A 22,226-nucleotide genomic window follows, 5' to 3' on the forward strand; every position below is an offset into this window, starting at 1 on the left:
ATAGGCAACAAAAATGCCCAATCCTCCCAACAACACCCTAACCCTAGGCGTCGTCACGACCTCATTCCCCGTTCCAAGTCACCCTGCATCTGGCGTGTTTGTCGAACGCTTGGTTGCGCATTTACCCGCTGATATTCGCGTGCAGGTGCTGATCCCTTGCGCCGATGTCCCCATCTCTTCAGATAACCCAACCGCCTATCAGCTAAACTGTTTTCGCTACGGCCCGCGCACCTGGCAGCGCCTTGCTCACCGTCCCGGCGGTTTGCCCGAGGCTTGGCGGCGACGCGATCCGGCGCTGTTGCTGCTGCCGCTCTTCTTACCCGCACTGTTTATCGGCTGCTTGCGCCTTGCCGGTCAGGTCGATCTCCTGCATGGCAACTGGTCTTTACCGTCGCTGATTGCCGCCATTGCGGCGCGTCTGCGCGGCAAACCCGCAATAGCGACACTGCGAGGAGCCGATATCAACCGGGCACAAGATTCCTGGCTATTTCAGATTATGCTACGGGCGTGCCTGGCCTGGAATATAAAAATTGTCGTCGTCAGCCAAGCCATGCATCAGCAACTCCAAAACCAGTTTGCTCACTATGCCAAGAAAATCGCGTTCATCCCTAACGGAGTCGCCGTCCCCGATCATTGCTCGCGCACACAATGGCATCATCCTTACCGGCTCGTGACTGTCGGCAGCCTGATCCCCCGCAAACGCCTGGAGACGATTTTGAATGCACTCGCCCATTCAGCCGCCCCACAAGATAGCCAATTACGCATCATTGGCGATGGGCCAGATCGGAGAGCACTTGAGCAATTAGCTGCTGAATTGGGCATCAGTGCGCGAGTGGACTTTGTTGGCAGCCTGGCACCCGAACAGGTCGCCGCACAGCTCCAATGGGCGGATACCTTTGTTTTTGCAAGCGAATCAGAAGGGCGACCGAATGTGATTTTGGAAGCCATGGCTGCGGGTTTGCCGATTATGGCAACCGATATTCCTGGGGTCACCGAGTTGCTTGAACCCGATGCGGGTTGCCTGTACCCCGTCGGTGAGGTTGCCGCACTTGCAGATGGTCTCGCTCATTTACATGCAAATCCAGCTTTTGCCTTGCGTCTGGGTTCTCATGCCCGACAGCGCATTGAGCAAAGCGGTCTGAGTTGGACGGCTGCCGGCGAGCGCTATGCCGAGCTGTACCGGCAGGCGCTGGTGGAGTACGGAAAAAACTAATGTGCGGACTCGCCTTCTGTTATCAGGACGGTGCCAGTAACACTGATCTGCGCGAGCGGATGCGCAAAGCGATGGCGCGCTTGGCGCACCGAGGCCCGGATGGACAAGGGTTGTACTCTGGCCAGGCTTGGGCTATTGGCCATCGCCGTCTTTCGATTATCGACCTTGCCGGCAGCCCGCAACCGATGTGGGATGCCCAGCACCGCTACCTGCTGAGTTTTAACGGGGAAATTTATAATTACCGAGCATTGCGTCAAACGCTGACGGCTCAATGGGTGTTTACCACTGAAGGCGATACCGAGGTATTGCTAGCCGGTCTCGTGCTGGAAGGTGAACGCTTCTTGCAGCGGCTTGAAGGCATGTGGGCTTTTGCTCTTTGGGATACTCAGACTGAAACGCTGCTCCTTTCACGCGATCGCATGGGCAAGAAGCCGCTGTATTACTTTCAGCAGCCCGGCTGCTTTGCCTGTGCCTCCGAACTACCGGCGCTCCGTGAATTGGCGCTGTCACCGTGGAGCGAAGACCTCGATGCCACCGCCGATTACTTTCGCTATGGGTTCTGTTTGCCTGGCTACACAGCTTGGCAGGGTGTCTACGAAGTGCTACCCGGCCACTGGCTGCGCTGGCAACCCGACAGCCCCATCAAACATCACGCCTACTGGCAACTTCCCACGCCCGGCCCAGACAGCCCCATTGTGCATGATGACGATCTGCGCCAAGTGCTTACCGATGCGGTTGCCAGACGACTAGTCGCTGATGTAGAGGTGGGAGCCTTTCTCTCTGGCGGTATCGATTCATCACTAGTGTGCGCCCTGGCTCAACAACAGATGGTGCGTCCGCTCAAGACCTACACCATTGGCTTTACAGAAGCCGCCTTTGACGAAAGCGCCTATGCCGCCCAGGTGGCTGCTCATCTGGGCACTCATCATCATTGCGAACTGTTCCAGGACTGGGACGCAACGCTATTGGAAAACCTGCTGCGCAATCATGTCGGTCAACCTTTCGCGGATGCCTCACTACTCCCCACCACTCTAGTCAGTCAGGTCGCAGCACGGGAGGTCAAAGTCGCCCTTTCCGGCGATGGCGCCGACGAGCTGTTCGGCGGTTATCAGCGTTACCAGGCACGCTTAATCTTGCGCTGGTACAGTCGCTTGCCATCTGGCCTGCGCAAACTGGCTGAAGGCGCTATTCGGAGCCTGCCCGAACCCACTGCACATCACAGCCGCAGCTTGATCAAAAAAGCCCATTTATTTATGGATATTGCTCAACGCCAGCATGCCGAAAAACCCTATATTGCCCCGCTGATGTTTCCACAAGAATACGCCCAGTTATTTCCTGATCTGGTTGGCAGGGGGCATTGTCCTCACGGTTTGCCTGAACAGACCGACCTTGATGACCTGCAACAGATGTTGACCAGCGATGCCTTGATCTATCTGCCACAAGACATTCTGGTCAAGGTGGATCGCGCTAGCATGGCCGCGAGTCTGGAAGTCCGCGCTCCATTTCTTGATCATAAGGTGGTGGAATTGGCGTTTGCGCGAAATGCCAGCCAACATCTAAAACTTGGTAAGGGAAAGCGTTGGCTGCGCCGTGTTTTTTATAATCACTTACCAACGACCACTTGGCAGCGCCGAAAGCAAGGCTTTGGTGTGCCAGTTCATCAGTGGTTTCGAAGCGGAATGGGTGAGCAACTCGAAGCAAACCTAACTGGGAATAATGGCCGCATTAAGGTAGTTTGTGCGCAGCATCTGTTATCAGAGCATCGCCATGGCCTAAGAGACAACAGCCGTCAATTATGGGCTATATCCTTATATCTAAATGAAACACTAAAATCGTTTAACACATTAAGCTTACATTAGCGAAATATTCATGCCAGAAACTGATAAAACATACAGTAACGATAATGCCGTTTATAGTGGACCCCAATTTTAGGACACTAAATTAAGTTAGTTTTGCCTCATCTGAAGAGACTTGTAAAGACTTGGAGAGAGCAGATGAGTGAGAGACAACGCAAGACCTTCAGTGCCGCTTTCAAGGCCAAAGTAGGCTTGGAAGCGGTACGCGGAGTGAAGACGACTAACGAGATTGCGCAGGATCACGGGGTTCATCCGGTCCAAGTAGGCCAGTGGAAGAAAGCCATCGTGGCGGACGCCGGCAAGCTGTTCGAAGGCCGGCGCGGGCGCAAGAAAGTGGACGACAGTGGCGACGAAGAGCGACTCTACAGCGAGATCGGGCGGTTGAAAATGGAGCTGGACTGGCTGAAAAAAAAGTCCGGGGTGAGCCTGTGAGCGTGCGTCGCGGGTGGATCGACATGGGCGGCCTTGATGATGGCGGGTTAGCGGTCAGTCGCCAATGTGCGCTGCTTGGCGTACATCGCTCTGGAGTGTATGCACACCGCCATGATCGTATTGCCGAGCCGAGCGAACTGGATCAAAAGTTGTTGCGGCTGATTGATGCGGAATACACCAAGAGACCATTTTATGGGAGTCGACGCATGGTTGTGATGCTGCGCGCACAAGGCTATGCGGTCAGTCGCAAACGCGTTCAGCGTCTCATGGGCGTTTTAGGTTTAGCCGGCATGTTGCCTGGGCCTCATACAAGCAAGCCGCATCCTGAGCACAAAATCTACCCCTACTTGTTGCGTGGGCTGGCCATTGTACGGCCCAACCACGTCTGGAGCAGTGACATCACCTATGTGCGACTCGCGCATGGATTTGCCTACCTGGTGGCCATCATCGACTGGTACTCACGACGAGTCCTTTCTTGGAGATTGTCGAACACAATGGACACGGGCTTTTGCATCGATTGCTTGGAGGATGCGCTGCGCCACCATGGGCGCCCGGAGATCTTCAACACCGACCAGGGCGCGCAGTTTACCAGCCTCGCCTTCACCCAGGTGTTGCGTGACGCCGAGGTGGCCATCAGCATGGATGGGCGCGGCAGAGCCCTGGACAACGTCTTCGTCGAGCGTCTGTGGCGCAGCGTCAAATGGGAGGACATTTACCCCAAGGGCTATGAGACGCTCACAGAGCTGTTCATGGGCCTCTCGGCGTATTTCCCCTTCTACAACGGTGAACGCCCTCACCAGGGGCTTGGCTACCGAACGCCGGACGATGTGCATGTGAGCGGCAAAGGAGGTGGTGTCGTGGTTGCTGATCACTTTGGCGATCACCCGCCAGCGGAGTCGTCGGCTCCGCTACGCTCCGCCGACGACTCCGCTGGCGAAGAACTGGGGCAGCGCCAATCCGCTGCGACTGAACTGGGCGCGCTAACTTAAATTCGGGGGAAAACTGTCCTTGACATGGGGTCCACCTCAGTTATGCCGCAGGTTTCGGTGCTGATCGCTAACTTCAATGGCGAGAAATTCTTGCAAAACTGCGTTGATTCGGTGCTTCGGCAAGAAGGTGACATAGAAATCGAGATTATCATACATGATGATGCATCAACAGATGCATCCTTGGAACTCATGCATTCCTTATATCCAAAGGATAAATTCTCTAATATTTATGTACTTAAAAGCCATAAAAATGTTGGTTTCTGTATCAGTAATAACCGAATGGCTAAAGAGGCTAAGGGTCAATATATTCTCTTACTAAACAATGACGCTGAATTGGCTTCAGATGCATTGGTAACGCTACTTTCAGCAGCTCAGTTGCAAGCACCACAAGGTATACTATCTCTTCCACAATTGGATTGGGAAACAGGAAAAGTAGTCGATAAAGGATGCCTCCTTGACCCATTTTGTAATACAACTCCCAATTTAGATGATCATGTATCAGAAGTAGGAATGGTTATAGGTGCATGCCTATGGTTACCTCGAACACTCTGGAATAATTTAGGCGGTTTTCCTGAATGGTTTGGCTCTATATCAGAAGATTTATATCTGTCCTGCCGTGCCCGACTACAAGGGTTCCCCGTTCAGGTTACCCAAACCAGTTATTATCGCCACCACCAGGGGGCAAGCTTTGGTGGAAATCGTGTCAAAGCCAATCAGTTGCGCTCCACTTTCCGCCGCCGCGCTCTTTCCGAGCGCAATAAAACTTTTGTGATGGCGATTACTTATCCATCGCCGTTGATGCAAATCATGCTGCCGCTGCATCTGTTACTACTGTTGCTTGAAGGTCTATTGCTATCGCTGCTGAAATTAGATAGCCGCTATTTGCGGGAAATTTACCTGCCGGTCTTTGGTGCGCTCATCAAATATCGCAAGGAATGGTGGGCGTTGCGGAGAATCGTGCAAAAAAATCGCCAAGTGACGCGGGCTGAATTTTATGCGATGTTTGATTGGATGCCGTATAAATTTCGGATGCTGGCGCGGCATGGATTACCCCATCTGCGCTGAATTCATAACGCTTTCTGGAAAAGAAATAGTGGTTCTGCCGGATTTACTCCATACCGGACAGGATCAATATCAGAAAGCAACTCGGCATGACTTGCGATCTTAGAAGTTAATCCGGTGGAACAAAATCGCTCGAAAATATCTTTTCCGTAAAGTCGGACATGATCCTCTTGACCATGCGCCTCTCGTCGAGCCTGATCAGTGTCGATACCGGGATCCTCCCATGTGTGGTGCAATTTAGGGCTGTAGGGCGTTTGCAAAATGGCATGACCGCCAGGTTTGATTACGCGCTGAATCTCTGTCAATGCCATGACCGGTGCATCGACATGTTCAAGCACATGATTGGCCAGCAATAAATCGAAGGTGTTGGTTTCGAAAGGCATGTGCTGTATATCTACGCGTTCAATGTCCTCGGAACTCGGATACAGATCGCAGCGCATATATCGTAGAGGTTTTTGCGCAGCAATACACTGGGATAAACGCTTTTCCGGCGCAAAATGCAGGATCGACCAATTCGACATGTGTTTCAGTAAACCTGAAGCACGCAGATACATCAACATATGACGTTCACGGTCATGGGCACCACACTGCGGGCATTCAAAATGATCCACATCGCTGCCAATCACTTCTAGCGCGTGCATTAACGGCGAAACACTCCGTGAACCTTGGCGGTAGGGCATGAAACGCCACACCCGATGTCCGCAAATGATGCATCGCTTGCGACCACCCGGTAACCAGCCAGCCAGAAAATACGGAACAAGATTTTTCGGATCCAAGGCCATGGATTCAGCGACTTAGTGAAGGTACAAAAAAGGAGGTTGTTTACGACCAATCAGCGCGGTTAACCGGAGTACTGACAGTTTGGCTGCCATGCGGAGGATTTTGGCCAGCGACAGGGCTGTGGTGCGCAACCGGCCGTAAGGAGATGCCGCATACACGATTCTGACCCAATGGCGTAGCAGTGCAAGATCACGCGTGCGAACAGCACGGAAGCACACCTGGCGCAGAAAATCTGCAATACCGTTCGCGTAATCATCATCGCTTACCAACTCTCGCGGAACGCTCTGAATGGCCTGCCAATACAATTCGCGCACATACTTGTTGGCACTGAGCACCAAAGACCCCTGAGTATTCACACGATAGGCAGCCAAAGGCCTACCGATATGCCCCAGCCAGCCGTGACGAGCCTGCCATAGATGGACTTGGTAGTCGATCTGGTCACCATTTATCCAACCTGTGGTATTGGCGGCGCGAAACAAGACCGAGCTGTTGTTGAGTACATTACCTCGACGCAGCAGCGTCGCAAGATCAAGCCGCACATCTCCCAGGTCATTAAACAATCCGATTTTCGACCCCGCCTCGTCAACCGTAATCGCATTGGTATAGACCGCGCTGCATGTGGGATGTGCCTCTAAATACGCCAACTGTCGAGCCAGCTTGCCGGGAAGCCAGTAATCGTCACCATCCACCCGTGCCACATAGTCGCCTTTGGCACGGAGCAGCAAATCCCGCATATTGGCAAAAGCACCAAGGTTTGGTTGACGCCGCAGATACAGCAACCGCTCACCATATTCGGCCGTCAGCGCCTGCACGATGTCTCCCGTGTCATCAGTCGAGGCGTCATCGCCCACCAGCACCCGCACATCGGCCTCGACTTGCTGATCGAGAATGCTGCGCAAGCAGGTTTCGATGAATGCCTGCTGATTGTAAGTTACGACGCAAACACAGATATGCGGTTGACTCATGTAAGCGATGCCCCTGATGTCGGTGAATGCACGCCGCACAAAGTATTTATAAATTTCAACAGGTCGCCCCAAGCCCGCAAGCGAAGCACTGTGGCGCCGCCCAAATAGATAAACATCGCCACCCCTATTGCCATTCCCAAGCTCAACAACCTCTGTTCTACCCATCCCGCCACGAGTCCTGACATGCAAACCGCAGCCAGCGTTAACAAAAAACCCGGCAGCAAGTCCCGAATTTGTGTGCTCAGGCCGCAACCCAGCAAGCGGCGCGAATGCCAGGTATTGATGACAACGCACACCAAGCTGGAGCCCAGCACCGCCCACGCCACCATAATTACGCCGAAGAAACTTGCGACCAGCACCAGCGGAATCATGGTTAACGCCTTGATGATTTCCATGCGTAGCACCAGATCCGCACGACCCAAGGCGCTCAATGCGGCAAGATTCAACACATGCAGCGGCCAGAATATAGCCGCCAGCGCCAGGATGCTGAGAATCGGCGCCACCTCTGCCCATTGCGGACCGTACAACACGAGCACCAAAGGCGAAGCCAATACGGCAATGCCGCCCATGCAGGGGGCGAACACGAACATGGACAGGCGCAAGGCCAGTCGGAGCGCGCCAGCCATTTGGCCGGGTTGTTCTCTTGCCACTTTGGAGAATACGGGCAACCCCACACGGTTGATGAGCGCGTTCATGAACTGCGCGGGGGCCTGCTGGGTATCCTGCGCCAGGCCATAAAACCCAAGGGCGCGTGCATCGAATAGCTTGCCAATCATCAACGCTTGCAAACGCACGGAGGCCACATTCATGGCATTCGCAAGCAGCAGAGGGCCAGCGAAGCGAAACAGCTCAGCGAACGCCGCCCCGTTGAAACGGCCCTGTGGCCGCCAGCCGGACACCCACCACAGCAGCGCTGCACGCAGCACAGCCCCGGTCAGCGCCTGCCACACCAGGCTCCACACTCCCCAGCCACGCCATGCCAGCCACAAGGCCAGTAGAGCCGACCCCGTGGATGCAACGAGTTCCGCCATGGCCCGCTTGCGAAATTCCAGCCGCTGACTCAGCAATGCATTCGGTACCGTGACCAAGGCCCCCAGCGGCAGCAACCACAACATCGCTTGAAGCAAGGGAATAAGCAAAAGTTGGTTATAAAACATTGCAATGACCGGGGCCATTAGCCACAACAGCCCCGCCAAGGCAAAGGCCACGCCTAGATTGATGAGAAACACAGTGGTTTCATCGTTGGCGTTGGTGACTTGCTTTTGCACTAGCGCAGTGCCCAATCCACCTTCAACCAGCACTGCGGCAAAGCCAATAAACACCAGAAGCATGGCCAACAGGCCGAAGTCAGCCGGGGTCAGTAGCCGTGCTAGGACCATCGTCACGGCGAATTGCATGCTGTAACGGATACTAATTTCAACAGCACTCCACCATGTTGCGTGGATGCTGTTTTGGGTGAGATTATTGGGTATAGGCATGCTCAACAGGTGGGGCACAACTTGCCACCTGCCCATGTATCTTTAACGCCTTTTCGCTAATGCCTGGAATAAAACCATTGTTTATCGTTTTTTGTGGCTGAGCATTCCCGAACAATAGAGAATCGTTCAATAATCGCATGTGAACATCAAGGAGAGAAGCACATTGCTGAGCGAATATTTCATGTCTGATTTGAGATTTTGTTTTTCCGAGAGTCGATGTGATAGTTTGTAGAATTATTTTTCCTGTATCAACGCCTGAGTCAATAAAGTGAACCGTACTTCCGGCAATAAGCGCTCCACTCGAAATGGTGTTCTCAAATCCGTTCAAGCCAGGGCAAGCCGGAAGAATTGATGGGTGAAAATTTATAAGTTTCTCTTTATAATTATTAATCAAATTTCCGCAAAGAATTTTTGTAAAAAAAACATAAACATAATCTATCTCTTTATGATCTAACTCCTTAAGTATTTCGTTAGAAAGAAAAATTCCTGATATGCTCTCTGTAACAAAAAAATCAATACCATTTTCTTTTGCTAATTCGAGTGCACCGCAATTTCTATCAGAAATCACCAAATCAATATTAAATTCATTACGGTTTGTAAGCGCAAAAACTTTGCGGACTACGGATGCGTTGGTTGAAGAAAGCAGCGCAAACCTCATTATTACTTCCCTCTGTTTTGAACCTAAAAAATTTAGAGCATACAAATAATCTAGCCCAAATGAAGCATGGAGTCACCCAGGGCAATCGCATCAAGGAATGGTAATATTATGAATCATTTATATACTTTTGAAATCAGCATGATGCAGCACGCAGAGTCCGAATTTCTGAGCGTTGATAGAGCAAGGGTTCAAAGTCATTGCCAGCAATCGACGCTCAGAGACACTCGTCGTAGCGGGTCTGTAGAGGAATCCAGCGGCGTTTCTGTTTGCTGGAATCGAGGTCCGACCACATGGCAGAGATAACCCCATGAATCAAAAGACATTAGAAATTCAGAATATAATAGATGCTTGATGCGATTGCCCTGTGGAGTCACCTGATATTTTCGAGTAGTTCACACCATGGAATTTAGAGCAATCCATCAATAACTTTGAGATTTGCTCATGAATAATTTTGGTTTCCCATTAGCGGTTGGGTCTCGAATTTTTGAAGAAGGTGACTGATCTCTTTGAGTTCCAGGTTAAGCAACTGGTCAATGATGGAAAAATGTTTTGGCCCGTCTGCTGTTTGCAATGGAGGTACGGTTGTGCGCAGAAATGATAATTTTATCCCGGAATCGGAAAAATGAGTGGGTTCATAGAGCCTGACACCACCGATCAGGTTGATGTATTGTCGCGCTCCCAGACGCTTGCACAGTTCGATGACTCGCGCCTCCCCGCGCAGGCTCTCATCTTCGGTCATTAGTTCTGATGCGCAAACAAAACAGCACTTTATTTCCAGCCAGCCGGCGATGATGCGCAACAAGTTGGCATTAAAACGCGCCACATTGGCGTCATTGAAATCAAGCAATCCCTCGATGGAGTCGAGCAGCGAGATTCCGTTGGTCGTTCGATAAGCCGACCTTAGTTTCCTTTTGATCGCTAGCGCACCTTCTGCAAGCAGATATTCTCGCTTATTGATAGGTAACCTACGGCTAGCTTTGCGAATTGGCATCGTCAACCATACCGGATTTCCATTGATAGGGATTTGATTACGGTTCACCCATCCTCGGTCGATGTACTGCACATCATCGAAGAATACGAATGTATCGACCGCCTGCATCAACTGGAAATAGCCAATATAGGGAAAAAAATAAGGCTGCATGATCGCAACGATCATCTGGATTCACCCCGAAGCAACGCGCAAAATGTCGGCGACAGTTAGAATATCGCGCTCGGTCAATGACAGCCCATTCGGCAGCACCACCACCCTCTCTGCCACACTGCAGGTCTGCGGCAGCATCAATCCGGCATGCGGAAAAAGGTCGCGGTAGGGTTGCATGCGGTGCGCGCCCGGCCAGAAATATTTGCGCGCCAGCACGTTCTGGGCATGGAGGCCTTCAATGATCTCGTCGCGGCTGGCGGGGCAGCGTTCCTCCACCTCCAGCACGATGTAGTGGTGACTGTTGCATTCGGATGGATCGTAATCCAGCAGAGAAATGCCGGGGATGTCGGCCAGTGCATGAGCATAGATAGCATGGTTGCGGCGGTTCTTTTCAACAATGGTTTCAAAGCTGTCCAGATTGGCCAACCCCATGGCCGCGCAGACCTCGATCATCTTGCCGTTGGTGCCGGGATGGATGACGTTGTCATACCCTTTGAAACCAAAGTTGCGCATCAGGCGAAGCTTTTCGGCCAGCTCATCGTCGTTAGTGGCCACGGCGCCGCCTTCCATGGTGTTGAAGGCCTTGGTGGCGTGAAAACTGAACACTTCACAGGCCCCAAAACAACCAATGCTTTGACCTTGGTAACTGCTTCCAAAGGCATGTGCAGCATCGAACATTAATTTCATACCATGTTCATCGGCAATCTGCTGCAATTCATCAACGGGCGCAGCACGGCCCCACAAATGTACGCCGATAATGCCGCTGGTGCGCGGTGTGATCATCTTGCACACAGCGACTGGATCAAGGTTGTGCGTGGCCGGGTCAATGTCAGCAAACACTGGGGTGATGCTTTGCCAGTACAAAGCATGCGCCGTCGCCACAAAAGTCCACGAAGGAATGATAACTTCGCCGCTCAAGCCCAATGCTCGAATCGCAATTTCCAGAGCAATGGTGCCATTGCACATCGCCACGCAGTGCTTGACGCCTAATCGTTCAGCCACGCGCTGTTCAAATTCCTGCACCAGTGGACCATTATTGGTCAGCCACTGATTGTCGAGAACGCGCTCAACCTGACGCATGAAGGCGGCACGATCAGCAATATTCGGGCGGCCCACATGCAACGGCTCGGCAAAGAACTGATGTGGTGCCTCAGTGGCAAGATCAGTTAGGCAAATATTCCGAGACGGGCCGGGACAATTTTTTGAATCATTGGGAGCCACAATTAACTCATCTATTTCGTAACCACCAACATTGTGGTGAAAGCAGTGAATTGCAGAAAAAAAATTGCCATGTACCCTGCATTAAGTATTCATGCAAAATATATGCTGTGCGCTATGTTTAAAGGCCGCCATCATATCCGCCATTTCAGTAACCATCGTATAGGCAATTTCCAGCGTTACGATCAATTAAGCAGTGGATAAACAATATTCATGACTGATTTGATGACGAATCTCTCGAATCTCCTGCCAGCGTTTTGTTGATGGCAGATAATTATAGCGCTCCAGCAGGTTCAAAATATCAATGAACGGGCGTGTTTCAACAGGTTCTTGCAAGGTCTGCACACAAAATCGCCGAAACAGTTGGGTACTCATGGCATCCTGCAATTTCGCAAAGCGATAGGCGAACTGATCCAGTGTTGCGATTAAATTCGGATCACGCGGGATGAAGTGCGCATCTGTCAAAGGTTGTGGACAGCGCTGCATCGCTTCACCCAACGCCTGGAGATGGCGGTCGCACTCATCAAATAGATCGACTAGGTGTCTCATGCCGGTTCACAGTTCTTTTGCGCCTGTTCTTGAATCGCCGTAGGCGTCGGCAGTTCCACTAATACATCGAATTTCTGATCGCCCAGTTCCCGCCGCAGTTCGGCACAAAATCGCATTCGCCGGGGAACGGATTCTTCGGCAGACCACGGGCCGGGAATAAATAAATCAATATCTCCACCGCGTTGCATGTCATTTAGCCGCGATCCAAACACACGCGGGATCACGCCAAAATGACGCAAATCGGCCTCACGGATAATATGGCGTTGTTGTTCGGTTAATCGCATCGTGTTAATCGGGTTGTCTCTGATGACACCTGTATCAATGGCTGCCGATCCGCCACTTGGGCCAGTCTCGCAATGCGAGCCTGAATCAGCACTGGAAACTAGAACCGGAAGGCAAGAACGCGGCATCCAGAATTTCATCGAGCAGATAGGGGCAGCTTTCTGGAAAAGTCGCAACCGGCAATTCAGTTTCATGACAGGCACTGCGAACAGCTTTGGGATAGATGAGCTGCAAGGCAGCGGGCATCGTCCCTCTCAAACTGGGACTGTCGAGCAGGATTGCCTCAATTTCATCGCGTTGATGGTCGATTGTTTTGAGCCAGCTTGTTCCCTGTCGCTCAGGCTGATATTGCCATTTCAGCAAATGCATCACCAATACCTGGAGTCGGCTGCGTAACTGTCGCAGATCGCGTTTACCAATGCTCTCCAGCTCCTCGGAAATGTGCTCGGCATCAATCTCGGACAGCCGCCCGTGGCGCAATAGTTCGACATTGAGTGTGATCCACTCATGGAAATCAAGATCATAATCGGCGGCGATGGACATGTTAGTTTTTCCAGAGCAATGATTAAAAATTGCCAAACTGTTAAAAAGCGTACTTTATTGTCATCTCTCGCTGATATTGCGTTTAACGAAGGCTAAACTGTCAAAAAAACGTGTACTCAATCGTCCTCACTTTTCAAAAGCGCGCTCTTCAAGAATCATCTGGCTTACGGAAACTCCGCCGATGACCAGCGGCTGCACCTTGCGTTGTTTCCAGGAAGGCAAACTGGCGATGATGGGTACAATGTCTGCCATGGGCTTGCCGTTTCGCAATACCCACACGGCTTCCCCTGACTCGACCATGTTGACATAGGCTTTTGCCGAGTTATTTTGCGTCATGTATTTGCTGAACATGTTCGATAAAAACTGTTGCATAATTCAACGTCCAATTGGCCTGCTCGTCTGTGGTTACAAGCCCCTTCGGTATCCCCGTTCTCGAGCAGGAGTTGCGCTGAGGCAAGCGCGCGTCTGGCCTTGGTCATGTAATGGCCCGGACTCACAGCCGAAGTCCATCCTGACGAATGTTGGCAAGTAGCCGTGGATTGGCAAACACTTCAGGATGCCGCCATTCGTCCTCCCACAAGGGTAGTGGGTCAATCAATACGCCTGTCTCAAGCATGACATCGAAGGCCAAGGCCGCCATTTCAACAGCCAGATCAACCCGCCCTTGGGGGGTTCCCGCAAGCACAATGGCAATGTCCGCGTCGGACTGCGCGATATCTTTTTCCAACCCCTGGGTAACCCGCGCCCTACTGCCAAACAGCCAGGCGACGGAAAAAGGTCGACGGGCGCTAAGGCGCTGTAAAAAAAGGGTGGCTGCTTGCCTGGTTTGCTGATCCATGGGCTAGAAAAAACTCAATAAAGGCATGGGTTGGATCGGTTTTTTCAGCGTAAGCATGAATATAGCAGCAATATTCAGGAGACGGACCACCGTTGTTTTCCACTGCAACCTGGTAGCAGCTCGGTTAGTCGGTTTTGCCTTTGATCTCGCCCTCAATTTCTCCTTCAGAGAAAATCTCCTGATAGGCGCGGGTTTCTTGCAGCGGGGTGAGCATCTGAAACATGTCGCGAATCTCCTTGATCGATAGCGTGCGGAAGCGCTCGATGAACCAGTATTCAAGCAGTGCGCTCAAGCGTTCGCGGTGGCGCGGTCAGGATCCGAAAGGCCTCGGGACCAAGGGCCAGGAAATCGTCGATGGAAATGTCGGTTTTCATCAGGCAGTCTTTCAAAAACCTTTTAGTTGCTGTCTTTATAAATGAGCTGGGTGATTTGCTCCGAGACCAGGCCGATGAGAAAAATGGTAACCGCTGATGTTAGCAAGAAGAGCGTCGCCAGGGACAGTCGGTGCGCGGTGAAAAAGGTGTAGCCATAGTAGCCCAAACCAAGGAGCACATGCAGGGCTGCGAGGGGAAAAAACAGTTTCAGTGGCGAGTACAGTGTCCCGACGCGAAAGATAATCAGCAGAAAGCGCACGCCATCTGACAGTAGCCGGATATGGCTTTTGCCGATGCGCGGACCAGCGGTGATTGGCTCATAGGCCACCGCATGACCGGCGCGGAAGAGGGCCATGGTGATGGTAGTGGGATACGAAAAGCCGTTCGGCAACAGATAGAGAAAGGCGCGGAATTTGCTCGCGCTCACTGCCCGAAAGCCGGATGTCAGATCCTCGACCCGGTGATTGGTCATGTAACTGGCAAGACGGTTGTAAAGCCGATTTGCCAGGCCCCGCCCCCAGTTCGCTTGGGATTCATGACGGCGTGCGCCAACCACCATGTCATAGCCTTGCTCCAGTCGGGCGAGCAAACGCGGGATATCCGCCGGGTCGTGCTGACCATCGGCATCCATGAACACCAGCACATCTCCGAGCGCCGCGCGCGCGCCGGTCTTCACCGCCGCGCCATTGCCCATGCTGTAGGGATGGGAGATCACACGCGCGCCCTGTGCCTGGGCAACCATGGGCGTGTCGTCCTCCGAGCCGTCATCGACTAGAATCAGCTCGGCGTCGGGACAGTGTTGGCGGATGCGTGGCAGCAGCCCTGCCAAGGCAGCTGATTCGTTCTTGGCGGGCAGGATGATTGAGAGGCTTTTCATTCGGAGTTTCCGCTGTAGCTGAGGTTGGCGGGCCGCTAGACAGGGGCAGTTCGGAGATCAAAATATCTGTGGCTAGAGGACATGTGGTCTGTCCCTTTTCCCCACTCGGGAATTCGTTAGTGATCCCAGCGCTGCTTGGCCAGCCAAGCTTGGATAAACTTGGGATCGATGCCTTGCAACCGGTCCTCGGGGTCAAGCCCGCGCAGCCGGTCCTCTGGGTCGTAATGGCTAAGCACCAGGTCAGCATCAAGCCCCCGCAGCCGGTCCTCGGCAGCAAGCCCGCGCAGCCGGTCCTCTGGATCAAGATCCGGCAGAAAGCCCTTGAGCCATTCGCGGGCCTCGCGGTGCATGTCTTCTTGTGTGTAGGCCATGTATCCTTCTCCTAGGCGAAAATACCCAATGAGATTGTGCAGGTGAATCCCGATGTCGCTGTGCGAGCGATAACTGGCATAGGCCGAGCGCCAGTGTGCTTCCTCGGTGGCGAACAGGCCCCAGGGGGCGTTGCGCGGGTGGGGTTCGAGTTGGTTGATCACCACCAGGCGCATGTCGCGGGTGCCAAAGCGTAAGTGATAGATTCCCGCTTTCTCGGTCTTGTGACAACTGCCCGGTCGCAGTTGTTTGACCAGTTCGAGCGGAAAGCGGGTGGCGATGGCGTAGCAGCGGAAGTCCTCAGCCGGTAACAGCCGGTAGTGCTCTTTGGGTTCTTCGAGGGGTTGGTCCTTGTCTGACGGGCGCTCGCGCAGAGCGCGCAGGGAGGCGACTTTGCGGTAGGTGACAGAATGACTGAGCAGTTCTTCGGCAAACCAGGCGCTGAAGGGTTCGTCGGCGGCTTTGAAGCTCAGCAGGTTGTGCTTGGTCAGGTCTTCCAGTCCATCCGGGCCGTCGTCGGCGGGTCTGCTGGTTGCCTGCGGGGATTGCCCCTGCTCGATGATGAGCACATCCAGGCGCTGGCTGCGCCCAATTTGATATCAAGGGCGAGTTCTTCTTCAGTGCTGACCTGATAGGGCAGCCCGATCAGCGCATCGGCCAGGGCAAGGCCTAAGGAGTTTGTGCCAGGGGATGCGTTGGTCGCGATGCATGGCCGGAGTTTAGTCGATCTGCCGGGGGCATGGGAGGTGCGTTTAGTCAATTTGGAGGTGGGTAAGCAGCGCGCCCTGCCTTACCGACAAAACATGAACCCCGCCCCGGTGTCTCTTACCATTAACATCCATTAATTCTGCCCATTAATTCCCATTAACTCCTGATTTGATGCTCGACAAAATGCCGCAACGCATCGTTAATAAGCACTTGATAATTCGTGTCTAATATTTCCGCACGCGCTTTAAAAGCCGCTAAAATTCGGTTATCAATCCGCATCGTGATTTGCGATTCTGTTCCTCGTTCGTATTGCAATTGCGCCAAGGCAGGGATTTCTGAAACAGGCTTGGCATCAGCGAAATCCAAATTTGCATAGCGATCAAACATTGGATCAGAATTGTTGTTCATAACGGCGCCTTTTGGTTGGTTTGCTTTCCAGGAAGAAATAAGCCGAATCCGTTTCCCGCGCAGCGTCCATACCACCACGAGGATACGCCCCAAGCCACCCATACCCAGGGTGACCCATCGCTGTTCGCCGCTTGCGTCGATGTCTTCACGCGTCAGCGCGTAAGGATCAAGCAACACATGACGGCCTTCCTCGAAGGTCACGCCATCGTGATTGAGTGGGTTGGCAGCGGCTTTTCTAGGATCAAATTCAATCTCCATAAGCGGTCAGTTTAGAGGTCGCCGCGATCTCAGGCAAATCCGCCGTCGCACCCCACCACAGCAAAAACCCCGCCCCGATGACTCGGGAGCGAGGTTGTCTTGGGCGGTGGGCATCCATGCCCGAGGGGTCAGCCGCGCCGGGTTGCGCTTAGGCTTGGCGCGGTTGTGGTGCAGTAGAGAGAATTAAGTATACTAATGGGATGGTCCGCCCCGCTCCTACAAACCCGCTGAATCAAGCAAAATAGGCTATCGACAACCATCTAATCGTCAACCGAAGACAGCAGAGAAGAGCCATGAAAAAAGCGAAGAAAAAATCCGTAAAGACGTTTAGCAAAGAACCGGTCGTCACTATTGGTATTGATTTAGCCAAGAACAGCGTACATGTGTTTGGTGTCGACGCCGAGGGTGAAGTGGTGTTCAGCCGCAAGCTGGCACGAAAAGCGTTGAGTCAATTCATCGCCCAACAGCCGACCTGTCGCATCGCCATGGAAGCCTGTAGTGGCGCCCACCACTGGGCGCGCACCTTCCAGGGGTTCGGCCATGAGGTGGTGCTGATTGCCCCGCAGCATGTGAAGCCATTTGTGAAGACCAACAAGAACGACGCCGTCGATGCCGAGGCGATTTGCGAAGCGGCGCGCCGCCCGCGTCAGTTATTCGTCCCCATTAAAAGCGTTGAACAGCAAGATGTCCAGGGTGTCCACCGCATCCGCTCAATGGTCATTGATCAGCGCACGGCACTGGTCAATCAGATCCGGGGATTGTTGGCCGAATTTGGGATTGTGATTGCGCAGGGACGCTCTGAACTCATGCGCCGTCTGCCGGAGATCCTTGAAGACGCCGAGAATGGACTCAGTGAGCGGTTTCGCGCTGAATTGAACGGTCTCCTTGAGGAGTTGCGTCACATGGATACGCGGATCGCTCACTACGATGCACAGATCAAAACGGAGGCCGAGACCAATGCCTCAGCACAGCTGCTGATGTCGATCCCCGGCATCGGTCCGCTGGTGGCCACCGCCTTGATCGCTACCTTGGGCGACAATTGGGGACTGTTCAACAATGGCCGCGCGCTGGCCGCCTGGCTGGGGCTGGTACCGCGACAGCACTCCACCGGTGGGAAACCACGCTTGCTCGGCATCAGTAAGCGCGGTGATGTGTATATGCGCAAACTGCTAATCAACGGGGCGCGTGCCCCTGATCTGAACAATGGGCGCTGGGTTGAGAACAAAGACGACGCTCTCAGTCATTGGGCACGCGGTCTCAAGCAGCGTCGTCATGCCAATGTCGCCGTGGTTGCGATGGCCAACATGCTCGTGCGCATCGCCTGGGCGGTGATGACCACCGGAAAGGCCTTCGATGCAGCGCACGGCGCGTTAGTAAAGCCTACGGCTGTTACTGCGTAACGCCTATCGGCCACGAACCATTCCGATTAACCCGCCCTGATCGGGCATCAACCGAGTTCCACACCACGAGTTGCGAAGAGAGAAAGTCACTGTAATGGCATGAAAGGTACGACCGCCTCGCCGAAAACCTGACGGGGACAGCAGCCAGCATGAGCTGAGACTGATATACTGATTGAGGACGACGAGGTACGCGAATTCCATTAGGGCACGGGGATCGACTTCGATAATGATCCCTCTCAACGATGCCGGATATATGGCCGCAACGTTTCCTTCTACCAAACAGCGATTTTCCTCTTGCATCGCGGGGCGGACCATTTATGTCCCCGGAATTAGAACGGTTTGATGAGGGAGGGCTGGTTGTCAGCGCCATGCCTCGGCTATTTAGGCACCGCCAGACGAAAGGGGCGGAAACAGATAAGCCGGGACTAAAGTAATGGCAACCTGCTCTCTACTCTATCCATTAATTGCCTGTGTCGGCGCAAAAACTCTCGCTACCCCTCGCTAAGCGCCTCGTTCTGGAAAGTCGTGCGTCAGGGCTGGGCGAAAAATCGCTCCCTGGCAGGCAGGGGGGTGAACGGTTACAATTGCATTTCTTACTTCATTACTTTTTGAGGTCGTCATGCTCACCAAGCGCACAAGCAAGAACCAGGTCACCTTGCCCAAAGCCATCGTCCAGACGGTGGGTGAGGCCGACTACTACGATGTCACGGTTCAGGACGGCAAGATCGTACTATCGCCGGTTCGACTGCGGCAGGCAGACGCAGTAAGGGCCAAGCTGGTAGAACTGGGCATCACGCAAGCTGATGTGGGTGAGGCAATCTCTTGGGCAAGAAAGCGCGCATGAGCAAGCCTCGGGTCGTCATCGACACCAACTGCCTGGTTTCTGCCCTAATTTTCTCGCGCGACCAATTTGCGTGGCTACGGGAAGCCTGGCAGGCTAAACGTTTTGTCGCCTTGGCCAGTCGCGACACGGTGAGCGAACTGCTGCGCGTTCTCGCCTATCCCAAGTTCAAGCTGAGTCACGATGAGCAAGAAACGCTGTTGGCCGAATTCCTGCCGTTCGTAGAAACCGTCAGTATCGAGACAAGGCCTGGAGATCTACCGAAGATTCGTGATGCCGAGGATGTCATCTTTCTGGTGCTCGCAGCTGTAGCCAAGGCCGATGCACTGGTCAGTGGCGACGGCGATATTCAGGCAGTCAAGGCGCAATTTCAAATTCCCATCCTGACCGTCGCAGAATTCGCCGACTGGCTGCAGGCTCAATAAACTCCCGGAATCAAGCTCGTGATGTTGGCCGCCACCCCACCACAGCAGAAACCCTGCCCCGATGACTCGGGAGCGGGGTTGTCTGGGGCTTCGGGCATCCGTGCCCGAGGGGTTAGCTGCGCCAGATTGGGAATAGGTTTGGCGCGGCTGGGGTGGTTCGGGAATTAAACAGAGCCTGGCCCCATTTGTTACCATTGAGGACGGCGAGGTACGCGCATTCCATCAGGGCACGGGGACCACGGGGATCCCGATATCGATGCCTGATATATGGCTGCAACGTTTCCTTCTGCTGATCAGCGATTTTCCTCTTGTATCGCGGGGCGGACCATATATGGCCCCATTTAGCCACAGCTCCGGCCGCTGTAGCGGTCAAGTGGCTACAGGTGCGTATCGTTGGCAGCGAAAACTGTCGGCTCTGTAACAAGGGTTCATCAAGGCTCGAGCCGTGTGAGGGGAAACTTTCATGCACGGTTCTTAGGGGGCTGGGTCAGCGGCAACGCTGCCCGGCTACCCGACAATTTAGCGCAAAGTCCATTTTATTGTTCAGGAGCTGAATTTGTTGCTTCTATCAGTATGTCAAGTTTATCCATCTGGTCGCGATATTGATCTTCAAGATTTGGGCTGTACCAACGGCGTCTATTGTTTGCCCTCATTGCCGCATCCTCTAAAGCGACTCTTGCTAACTTGAATTCGCGTGCTCGCATGAAAAAGCCAGCGATACGCAATGCGGAGTCGGCTGAAGGTGCAAGCTCCTCGACTTTCAGAAAAGAATCTAAAGCTTTGTTCCAATTCTCTTGGCGCATAGCTAGCTCCCCATCCATGACATAGAAGCCGGCAAGAAGCCGACTGCGCTTCTCAACCCCTGACAAATTGGCAAGCGCAGGAGTCAATCTGTGTATTTCAGAAATCATTTCTCGACATTGCGTTTCGTCAATTCCATCAAATAACTGGCTAAGTGCTGGGCGCAAACCATCTGTCCAGCGATGTTGATTGATACGGTTAATAAGATCATCAATATTATATTGGACAGGTCTGTCAAACCGGCATGCAATGTCAAGTGACATGATTGGAAAAGTCAAGTCATCAGGAAACTGAGCATACCCATCGTCTAATACGCGTAATGCGGTCGTGATATCTCCCATGGCTACAAACACGGTCGCCAAGGTTCGCTGTGCACGGGGAGATTCTGGATGCTCAATAGCCCAAAGCGAGTAAAGTTGTTCAAGGGCACCCCATTCCCTGGCGTATCCCCGGGTGACGAATGAAGCTATCAATATTAAGCAGACCCCGACTGCGGGTGCCAAGAAGCGACTTAGCTCTTTAACACGCTTTAGTCCCAAATAGACGCCAGCCGACAGGCTAAGTAAGGGGCCGAGAATCGGCAGGTAGTTGCGGTGTTCAAAATAGAGCTCTAACCCGATCGTTGTTGATTCCAGCAGATGTCCGCCTAAAAACCAAAGTACTGCAAAACTAACAAGTGGGAAACGTTTGTGAAATGCGATTGAAAAAATTATGATAAATGCTAAGGCGAGTGAGGCAAACAATACCGGCATTGTAAAAATACTAGTGTATATTGGAAAGTCATCTTGGAATAAACCTAATCCCACCACTCTCATACTGATCAAGTGATAAAGGTAGTCCATGAGTACGACAGGCTCTGTTAACAAACGCTGTTCAAGGGAAAAATCTCTCGACGCATAGCCTGAAAGCCACCGTGGCAAGTAGGCGAGATAGCCGATTAAGGCGATGGTCGGAACTAGGAGAAAAATGCGTCTCCACCAAACAAAATTGGCATTAACCGCCAAACTGGAAAGCAATGTAAACTCGATAACAAAGAGATACAGTGGGAGTAAGACACCAGACTCTTTGCTCAGCATCGCCAGTATTGTAAAAACAATGACTGATAGAGTGAGCAGTAATAGATAGCGGGTTTCAATATTATTGATTTGAGTGCGGATCATGACATGCCCTGCAACGCCCGCCAAGACAAAAAGCGTGGCGAGTTGAGTCATGCGTTGCACGACATACATAACGGTGGAAACTTGTAAGGGGTGAAGCAGCCATAGGGATGTCGCGACAATCGCAATCCAGTCCCCAGCATTCTGAGCAACAAACGGCTTAAGCAATAGCCGTGAAATGGCAAAAACCAATACGCCAATGAGTAAATGAATAAAAAGATTTGTCTGCTTGAAGCTGGCTGGATGTGATGGCCAGGCATTGTCATTGATGAGAAAGGATAGTTTTGACAGCGGTCTTCCGAGTGGTCCAGCGTTACCGATAGCAAGATAGGTCAGCAGTGAAGACCAACTTTCAACAGGAGACTTGCCTAATGCGCCTAAATTATCGAAATCATCGAGCATGAACGCGCCTGGTATGGCTGGCTGGTAAGTCACCCAGACTACCCCTAAAATTCCTACAAAAATAACAGCCACAAACAGCTGGTGGAGATACAGGTGTGCTTTTATTTTGCTCTCGTTTCGAAACATCGAATTGATTCGCTCCGCTTCACACCTACAACTAATAATAAAGCCAGCTTTTCGGGCTGGCTTTATTTAGATTCCA

The 22,226-nt window shown here is 52.7% G+C and carries 22 protein-coding genes and 1 pseudogene; 7 read left to right on the plus strand and 16 right to left on the minus strand.

Translation table 11 applies throughout. The annotated features are described in order from the left end of the window. Positions 1-13 precede the first annotated feature (13 nt). The 4 genes and pseudogenes from Thiowin_RS16510 to Thiowin_RS16525 all read left to right on the plus strand — a co-directional run bounded on the left by Thiowin_RS16510 (position 14) and on the right by Thiowin_RS16525 (position 5,555). Positions 14-1,213, plus strand: coding sequence for a glycosyltransferase (locus tag Thiowin_RS16510; protein WP_328984069.1), 1,200 nt, complete (start codon positions 14-16; stop codon positions 1,211-1,213). After that, a complete protein-coding gene (asnB, locus tag Thiowin_RS16515) occupies positions 1,213-3,072 on the plus strand; it encodes an asparagine synthase (glutamine-hydrolyzing) (protein WP_328984070.1) in 1,860 nt (619 codons plus the stop codon). The genes Thiowin_RS16510 and asnB overlap by 1 nt, the downstream gene beginning before the upstream one ends. A gap of 135 nt (positions 3,073-3,207) precedes the next feature. Next, positions 3,208-4,379 (plus strand): annotated as a pseudogene (locus Thiowin_RS16520) (IS3 family transposase); the annotation flags it as partial. 153 nt (positions 4,380-4,532) lie between these two features. Then, the gene (locus Thiowin_RS16525) at positions 4,533-5,555 is read left to right on the plus strand and encodes a glycosyltransferase family 2 protein (RefSeq protein ID WP_328984071.1); all 1,023 of its coding nucleotides are present in this window, start codon (positions 4,533-4,535) and stop codon (positions 5,553-5,555) included. A 2-nt stretch (positions 5,556-5,557) separates the two neighbouring features. Here the strand turns inward: Thiowin_RS16525 and Thiowin_RS16530 are convergent, their stop codons facing one another. The 15 genes from Thiowin_RS16530 to Thiowin_RS16600 all read right to left on the minus strand — a co-directional run bounded on the left by Thiowin_RS16530 (position 5,558) and on the right by Thiowin_RS16600 (position 16,998). Continuing rightward, positions 5,558-6,328, minus strand: coding sequence for a class I SAM-dependent methyltransferase (locus Thiowin_RS16530; RefSeq protein ID WP_328984072.1), 771 nt, complete (start codon positions 6,326-6,328; stop codon positions 5,558-5,560). A gap of 18 nt (positions 6,329-6,346) precedes the next feature. Next, entirely contained in the window at positions 6,347-7,297 is a 951-nt protein-coding gene (locus tag Thiowin_RS16535; RefSeq protein WP_328984073.1) for a glycosyltransferase, read from the minus strand. After that, positions 7,294-8,694: a lipopolysaccharide biosynthesis protein gene (locus Thiowin_RS16540; RefSeq protein WP_408034094.1), complete on the minus strand. Its 1,401-nt coding sequence runs from the start codon at positions 8,692-8,694 to the stop codon at positions 7,294-7,296. Before Thiowin_RS16540 ends, Thiowin_RS16535 begins: the two co-directional genes overlap by 4 nt. 64 nt (positions 8,695-8,758) lie before the next feature. After that, the gene (locus tag Thiowin_RS16545) at positions 8,759-9,433 is read right to left on the minus strand and encodes a formyltransferase family protein (RefSeq protein ID WP_328984075.1); all 675 of its coding nucleotides are present in this window, start codon (positions 9,431-9,433) and stop codon (positions 8,759-8,761) included. Positions 9,434-9,872: 439 nt separating this feature from the next. Beyond that, a complete protein-coding gene (locus tag Thiowin_RS16550) occupies positions 9,873-10,589 on the minus strand; it encodes a WbqC family protein (RefSeq protein ID WP_328984076.1) in 717 nt (238 codons plus the stop codon). A gap of 6 nt (positions 10,590-10,595) precedes the next feature. Continuing rightward, the gene (locus Thiowin_RS16555; RefSeq protein WP_328984077.1) at positions 10,596-11,795 is read right to left on the minus strand and encodes a DegT/DnrJ/EryC1/StrS family aminotransferase; all 1,200 of its coding nucleotides are present in this window, start codon (positions 11,793-11,795) and stop codon (positions 10,596-10,598) included. Positions 11,796-11,981: 186 nt separating this feature from the next. After that, the gene (locus tag Thiowin_RS16560) at positions 11,982-12,341 is read right to left on the minus strand and encodes a hypothetical protein (RefSeq protein WP_328984078.1); all 360 of its coding nucleotides are present in this window, start codon (positions 12,339-12,341) and stop codon (positions 11,982-11,984) included. Continuing rightward, positions 12,338-12,625: a nucleotidyltransferase domain-containing protein gene (locus Thiowin_RS16565; protein WP_328984079.1), complete on the minus strand. Its 288-nt coding sequence runs from the start codon at positions 12,623-12,625 to the stop codon at positions 12,338-12,340. Before Thiowin_RS16565 ends, Thiowin_RS16560 begins: the two co-directional genes overlap by 4 nt. Positions 12,626-12,710: 85 nt before the next feature. Next, the gene (locus Thiowin_RS16570) at positions 12,711-13,166 is read right to left on the minus strand and encodes a DUF29 domain-containing protein (protein WP_328984080.1); all 456 of its coding nucleotides are present in this window, start codon (positions 13,164-13,166) and stop codon (positions 12,711-12,713) included. Between the two features lie 126 nt (positions 13,167-13,292). Beyond that, a complete protein-coding gene (locus tag Thiowin_RS16575) occupies positions 13,293-13,538 on the minus strand; it encodes a type II toxin-antitoxin system Phd/YefM family antitoxin (RefSeq protein ID WP_328984081.1) in 246 nt (81 codons plus the stop codon). Positions 13,539-13,659: 121 nt separating this feature from the next. Then, on the minus strand, positions 13,660-14,004 hold the full coding sequence (locus Thiowin_RS16580) for a nucleotidyltransferase domain-containing protein (RefSeq protein WP_328984082.1): 345 nt from the start codon (positions 14,002-14,004) through the stop codon (positions 13,660-13,662). Between the two features lie 124 nt (positions 14,005-14,128). After that, the gene (locus Thiowin_RS16585; RefSeq protein ID WP_328984083.1) at positions 14,129-14,296 is read right to left on the minus strand and encodes a hypothetical protein; all 168 of its coding nucleotides are present in this window, start codon (positions 14,294-14,296) and stop codon (positions 14,129-14,131) included. Between the two features lie 104 nt (positions 14,297-14,400). Beyond that, positions 14,401-15,255, minus strand: coding sequence for a glycosyltransferase family 2 protein (locus Thiowin_RS16590; protein WP_328984084.1), 855 nt, complete (start codon positions 15,253-15,255; stop codon positions 14,401-14,403). 116 nt (positions 15,256-15,371) lie between these two features. Continuing rightward, a complete protein-coding gene (locus Thiowin_RS16595) occupies positions 15,372-16,193 on the minus strand; it encodes a hypothetical protein (RefSeq protein WP_328984085.1) in 822 nt (273 codons plus the stop codon). A 295-nt stretch (positions 16,194-16,488) separates the two neighbouring features. Then, a complete protein-coding gene (locus tag Thiowin_RS16600; protein WP_328984086.1) occupies positions 16,489-16,998 on the minus strand; it encodes a BrnT family toxin in 510 nt (169 codons plus the stop codon). Positions 16,999-17,291: 293 nt separating this feature from the next. Between Thiowin_RS16600 and Thiowin_RS16605 the strand changes: the two genes are divergently transcribed. The 3 genes from Thiowin_RS16605 to Thiowin_RS16615 all read left to right on the plus strand — a co-directional run bounded on the left by Thiowin_RS16605 (position 17,292) and on the right by Thiowin_RS16615 (position 19,664). Continuing rightward, positions 17,292-18,398 (plus strand): IS110 family RNA-guided transposase, encoded by a 1,107-nt coding sequence (locus Thiowin_RS16605; RefSeq protein ID WP_328984087.1) that lies wholly within the window; start codon positions 17,292-17,294, stop codon positions 18,396-18,398. A gap of 619 nt (positions 18,399-19,017) precedes the next feature. Then, positions 19,018-19,242 (plus strand): AbrB/MazE/SpoVT family DNA-binding domain-containing protein, encoded by a 225-nt coding sequence (locus Thiowin_RS16610; RefSeq protein ID WP_328984088.1) that lies wholly within the window; start codon positions 19,018-19,020, stop codon positions 19,240-19,242. Next, complete coding sequence (locus Thiowin_RS16615) at positions 19,221-19,664, plus strand: putative toxin-antitoxin system toxin component, PIN family (protein ID WP_328984089.1); 444 nt, start codon at positions 19,221-19,223, stop codon at positions 19,662-19,664. The genes Thiowin_RS16610 and Thiowin_RS16615 overlap by 22 nt, the downstream gene beginning before the upstream one ends. 536 nt (positions 19,665-20,200) lie before the next feature. Here the strand turns inward: Thiowin_RS16615 and Thiowin_RS16620 are convergent. Beyond that, a complete protein-coding gene (locus Thiowin_RS16620; protein WP_328984090.1) occupies positions 20,201-22,150 on the minus strand; it encodes a tetratricopeptide repeat protein in 1,950 nt (649 codons plus the stop codon). Positions 22,151-22,226: the final 76 nt, after the last annotated feature.

The sequence above is a fragment of the Thiorhodovibrio winogradskyi genome (assembly GCF_036208045.1).
GTDB classification, from domain to species: Bacteria; Pseudomonadota; Gammaproteobacteria; order Chromatiales; family Chromatiaceae; genus Thiorhodovibrio; species Thiorhodovibrio winogradskyi.

Bases quoted from the DNA above. Each gene is read 5' to 3' on its own strand.
- Thiowin_RS16565 (WP_328984079.1), bottom strand. From the start codon at position 12,625: ATGCGATTAACCGAACAACAACGCCATATTATCCGTGAGGCCGATTTG.
- Thiowin_RS16540 (WP_408034094.1), bottom strand. From the start codon at position 8,694: ATGCAATTCGCCGTGACGATGGTCCTAGCACGGCTACTGACCCCGGCT.
- Thiowin_RS16535 (WP_328984073.1), bottom strand. From the start codon at position 7,297: ATGAGTCAACCGCATATCTGTGTTTGCGTCGTAACTTACAATCAGCAG.
- Thiowin_RS16525 (WP_328984071.1), top strand. From the start codon at position 4,533: ATGCCGCAGGTTTCGGTGCTGATCGCTAACTTCAATGGCGAGAAATTC.
- Thiowin_RS16620 (WP_328984090.1), bottom strand. From the start codon at position 22,150: ATGTTTCGAAACGAGAGCAAAATAAAAGCACACCTGTATCTCCACCAG.
- Thiowin_RS16605 (WP_328984087.1), top strand. From the start codon at position 17,292: ATGAAAAAAGCGAAGAAAAAATCCGTAAAGACGTTTAGCAAAGAACCG.
- Thiowin_RS16610 (WP_328984088.1), top strand. From the start codon at position 19,018: ATGCTCACCAAGCGCACAAGCAAGAACCAGGTCACCTTGCCCAAAGCC.
- Thiowin_RS16580 (WP_328984082.1), bottom strand. From the start codon at position 14,004: ATGGATCAGCAAACCAGGCAAGCAGCCACCCTTTTTTTACAGCGCCTT.
- Thiowin_RS16545 (WP_328984075.1), bottom strand. From the start codon at position 9,433: ATGAGGTTTGCGCTGCTTTCTTCAACCAACGCATCCGTAGTCCGCAAA.
- Thiowin_RS16590 (WP_328984084.1), bottom strand. From the start codon at position 15,255: ATGAAAAGCCTCTCAATCATCCTGCCCGCCAAGAACGAATCAGCTGCC.
- asnB (WP_328984070.1), top strand. From the start codon at position 1,213: ATGTGCGGACTCGCCTTCTGTTATCAGGACGGTGCCAGTAACACTGAT.
- Thiowin_RS16570 (WP_328984080.1), bottom strand. From the start codon at position 13,166: ATGTCCATCGCCGCCGATTATGATCTTGATTTCCATGAGTGGATCACA.
- Thiowin_RS16510 (WP_328984069.1), top strand. From the start codon at position 14: ATGCCCAATCCTCCCAACAACACCCTAACCCTAGGCGTCGTCACGACC.
- Thiowin_RS16550 (WP_328984076.1), bottom strand. From the start codon at position 10,589: ATGATCGTTGCGATCATGCAGCCTTATTTTTTTCCCTATATTGGCTAT.
- Thiowin_RS16575 (WP_328984081.1), bottom strand. From the start codon at position 13,538: ATGCAACAGTTTTTATCGAACATGTTCAGCAAATACATGACGCAAAAT.
- Thiowin_RS16600 (WP_328984086.1), bottom strand. From the start codon at position 16,998: ATGGAGATTGAATTTGATCCTAGAAAAGCCGCTGCCAACCCACTCAAT.
- Thiowin_RS16560 (WP_328984078.1), bottom strand. From the start codon at position 12,341: ATGAGACACCTAGTCGATCTATTTGATGAGTGCGACCGCCATCTCCAG.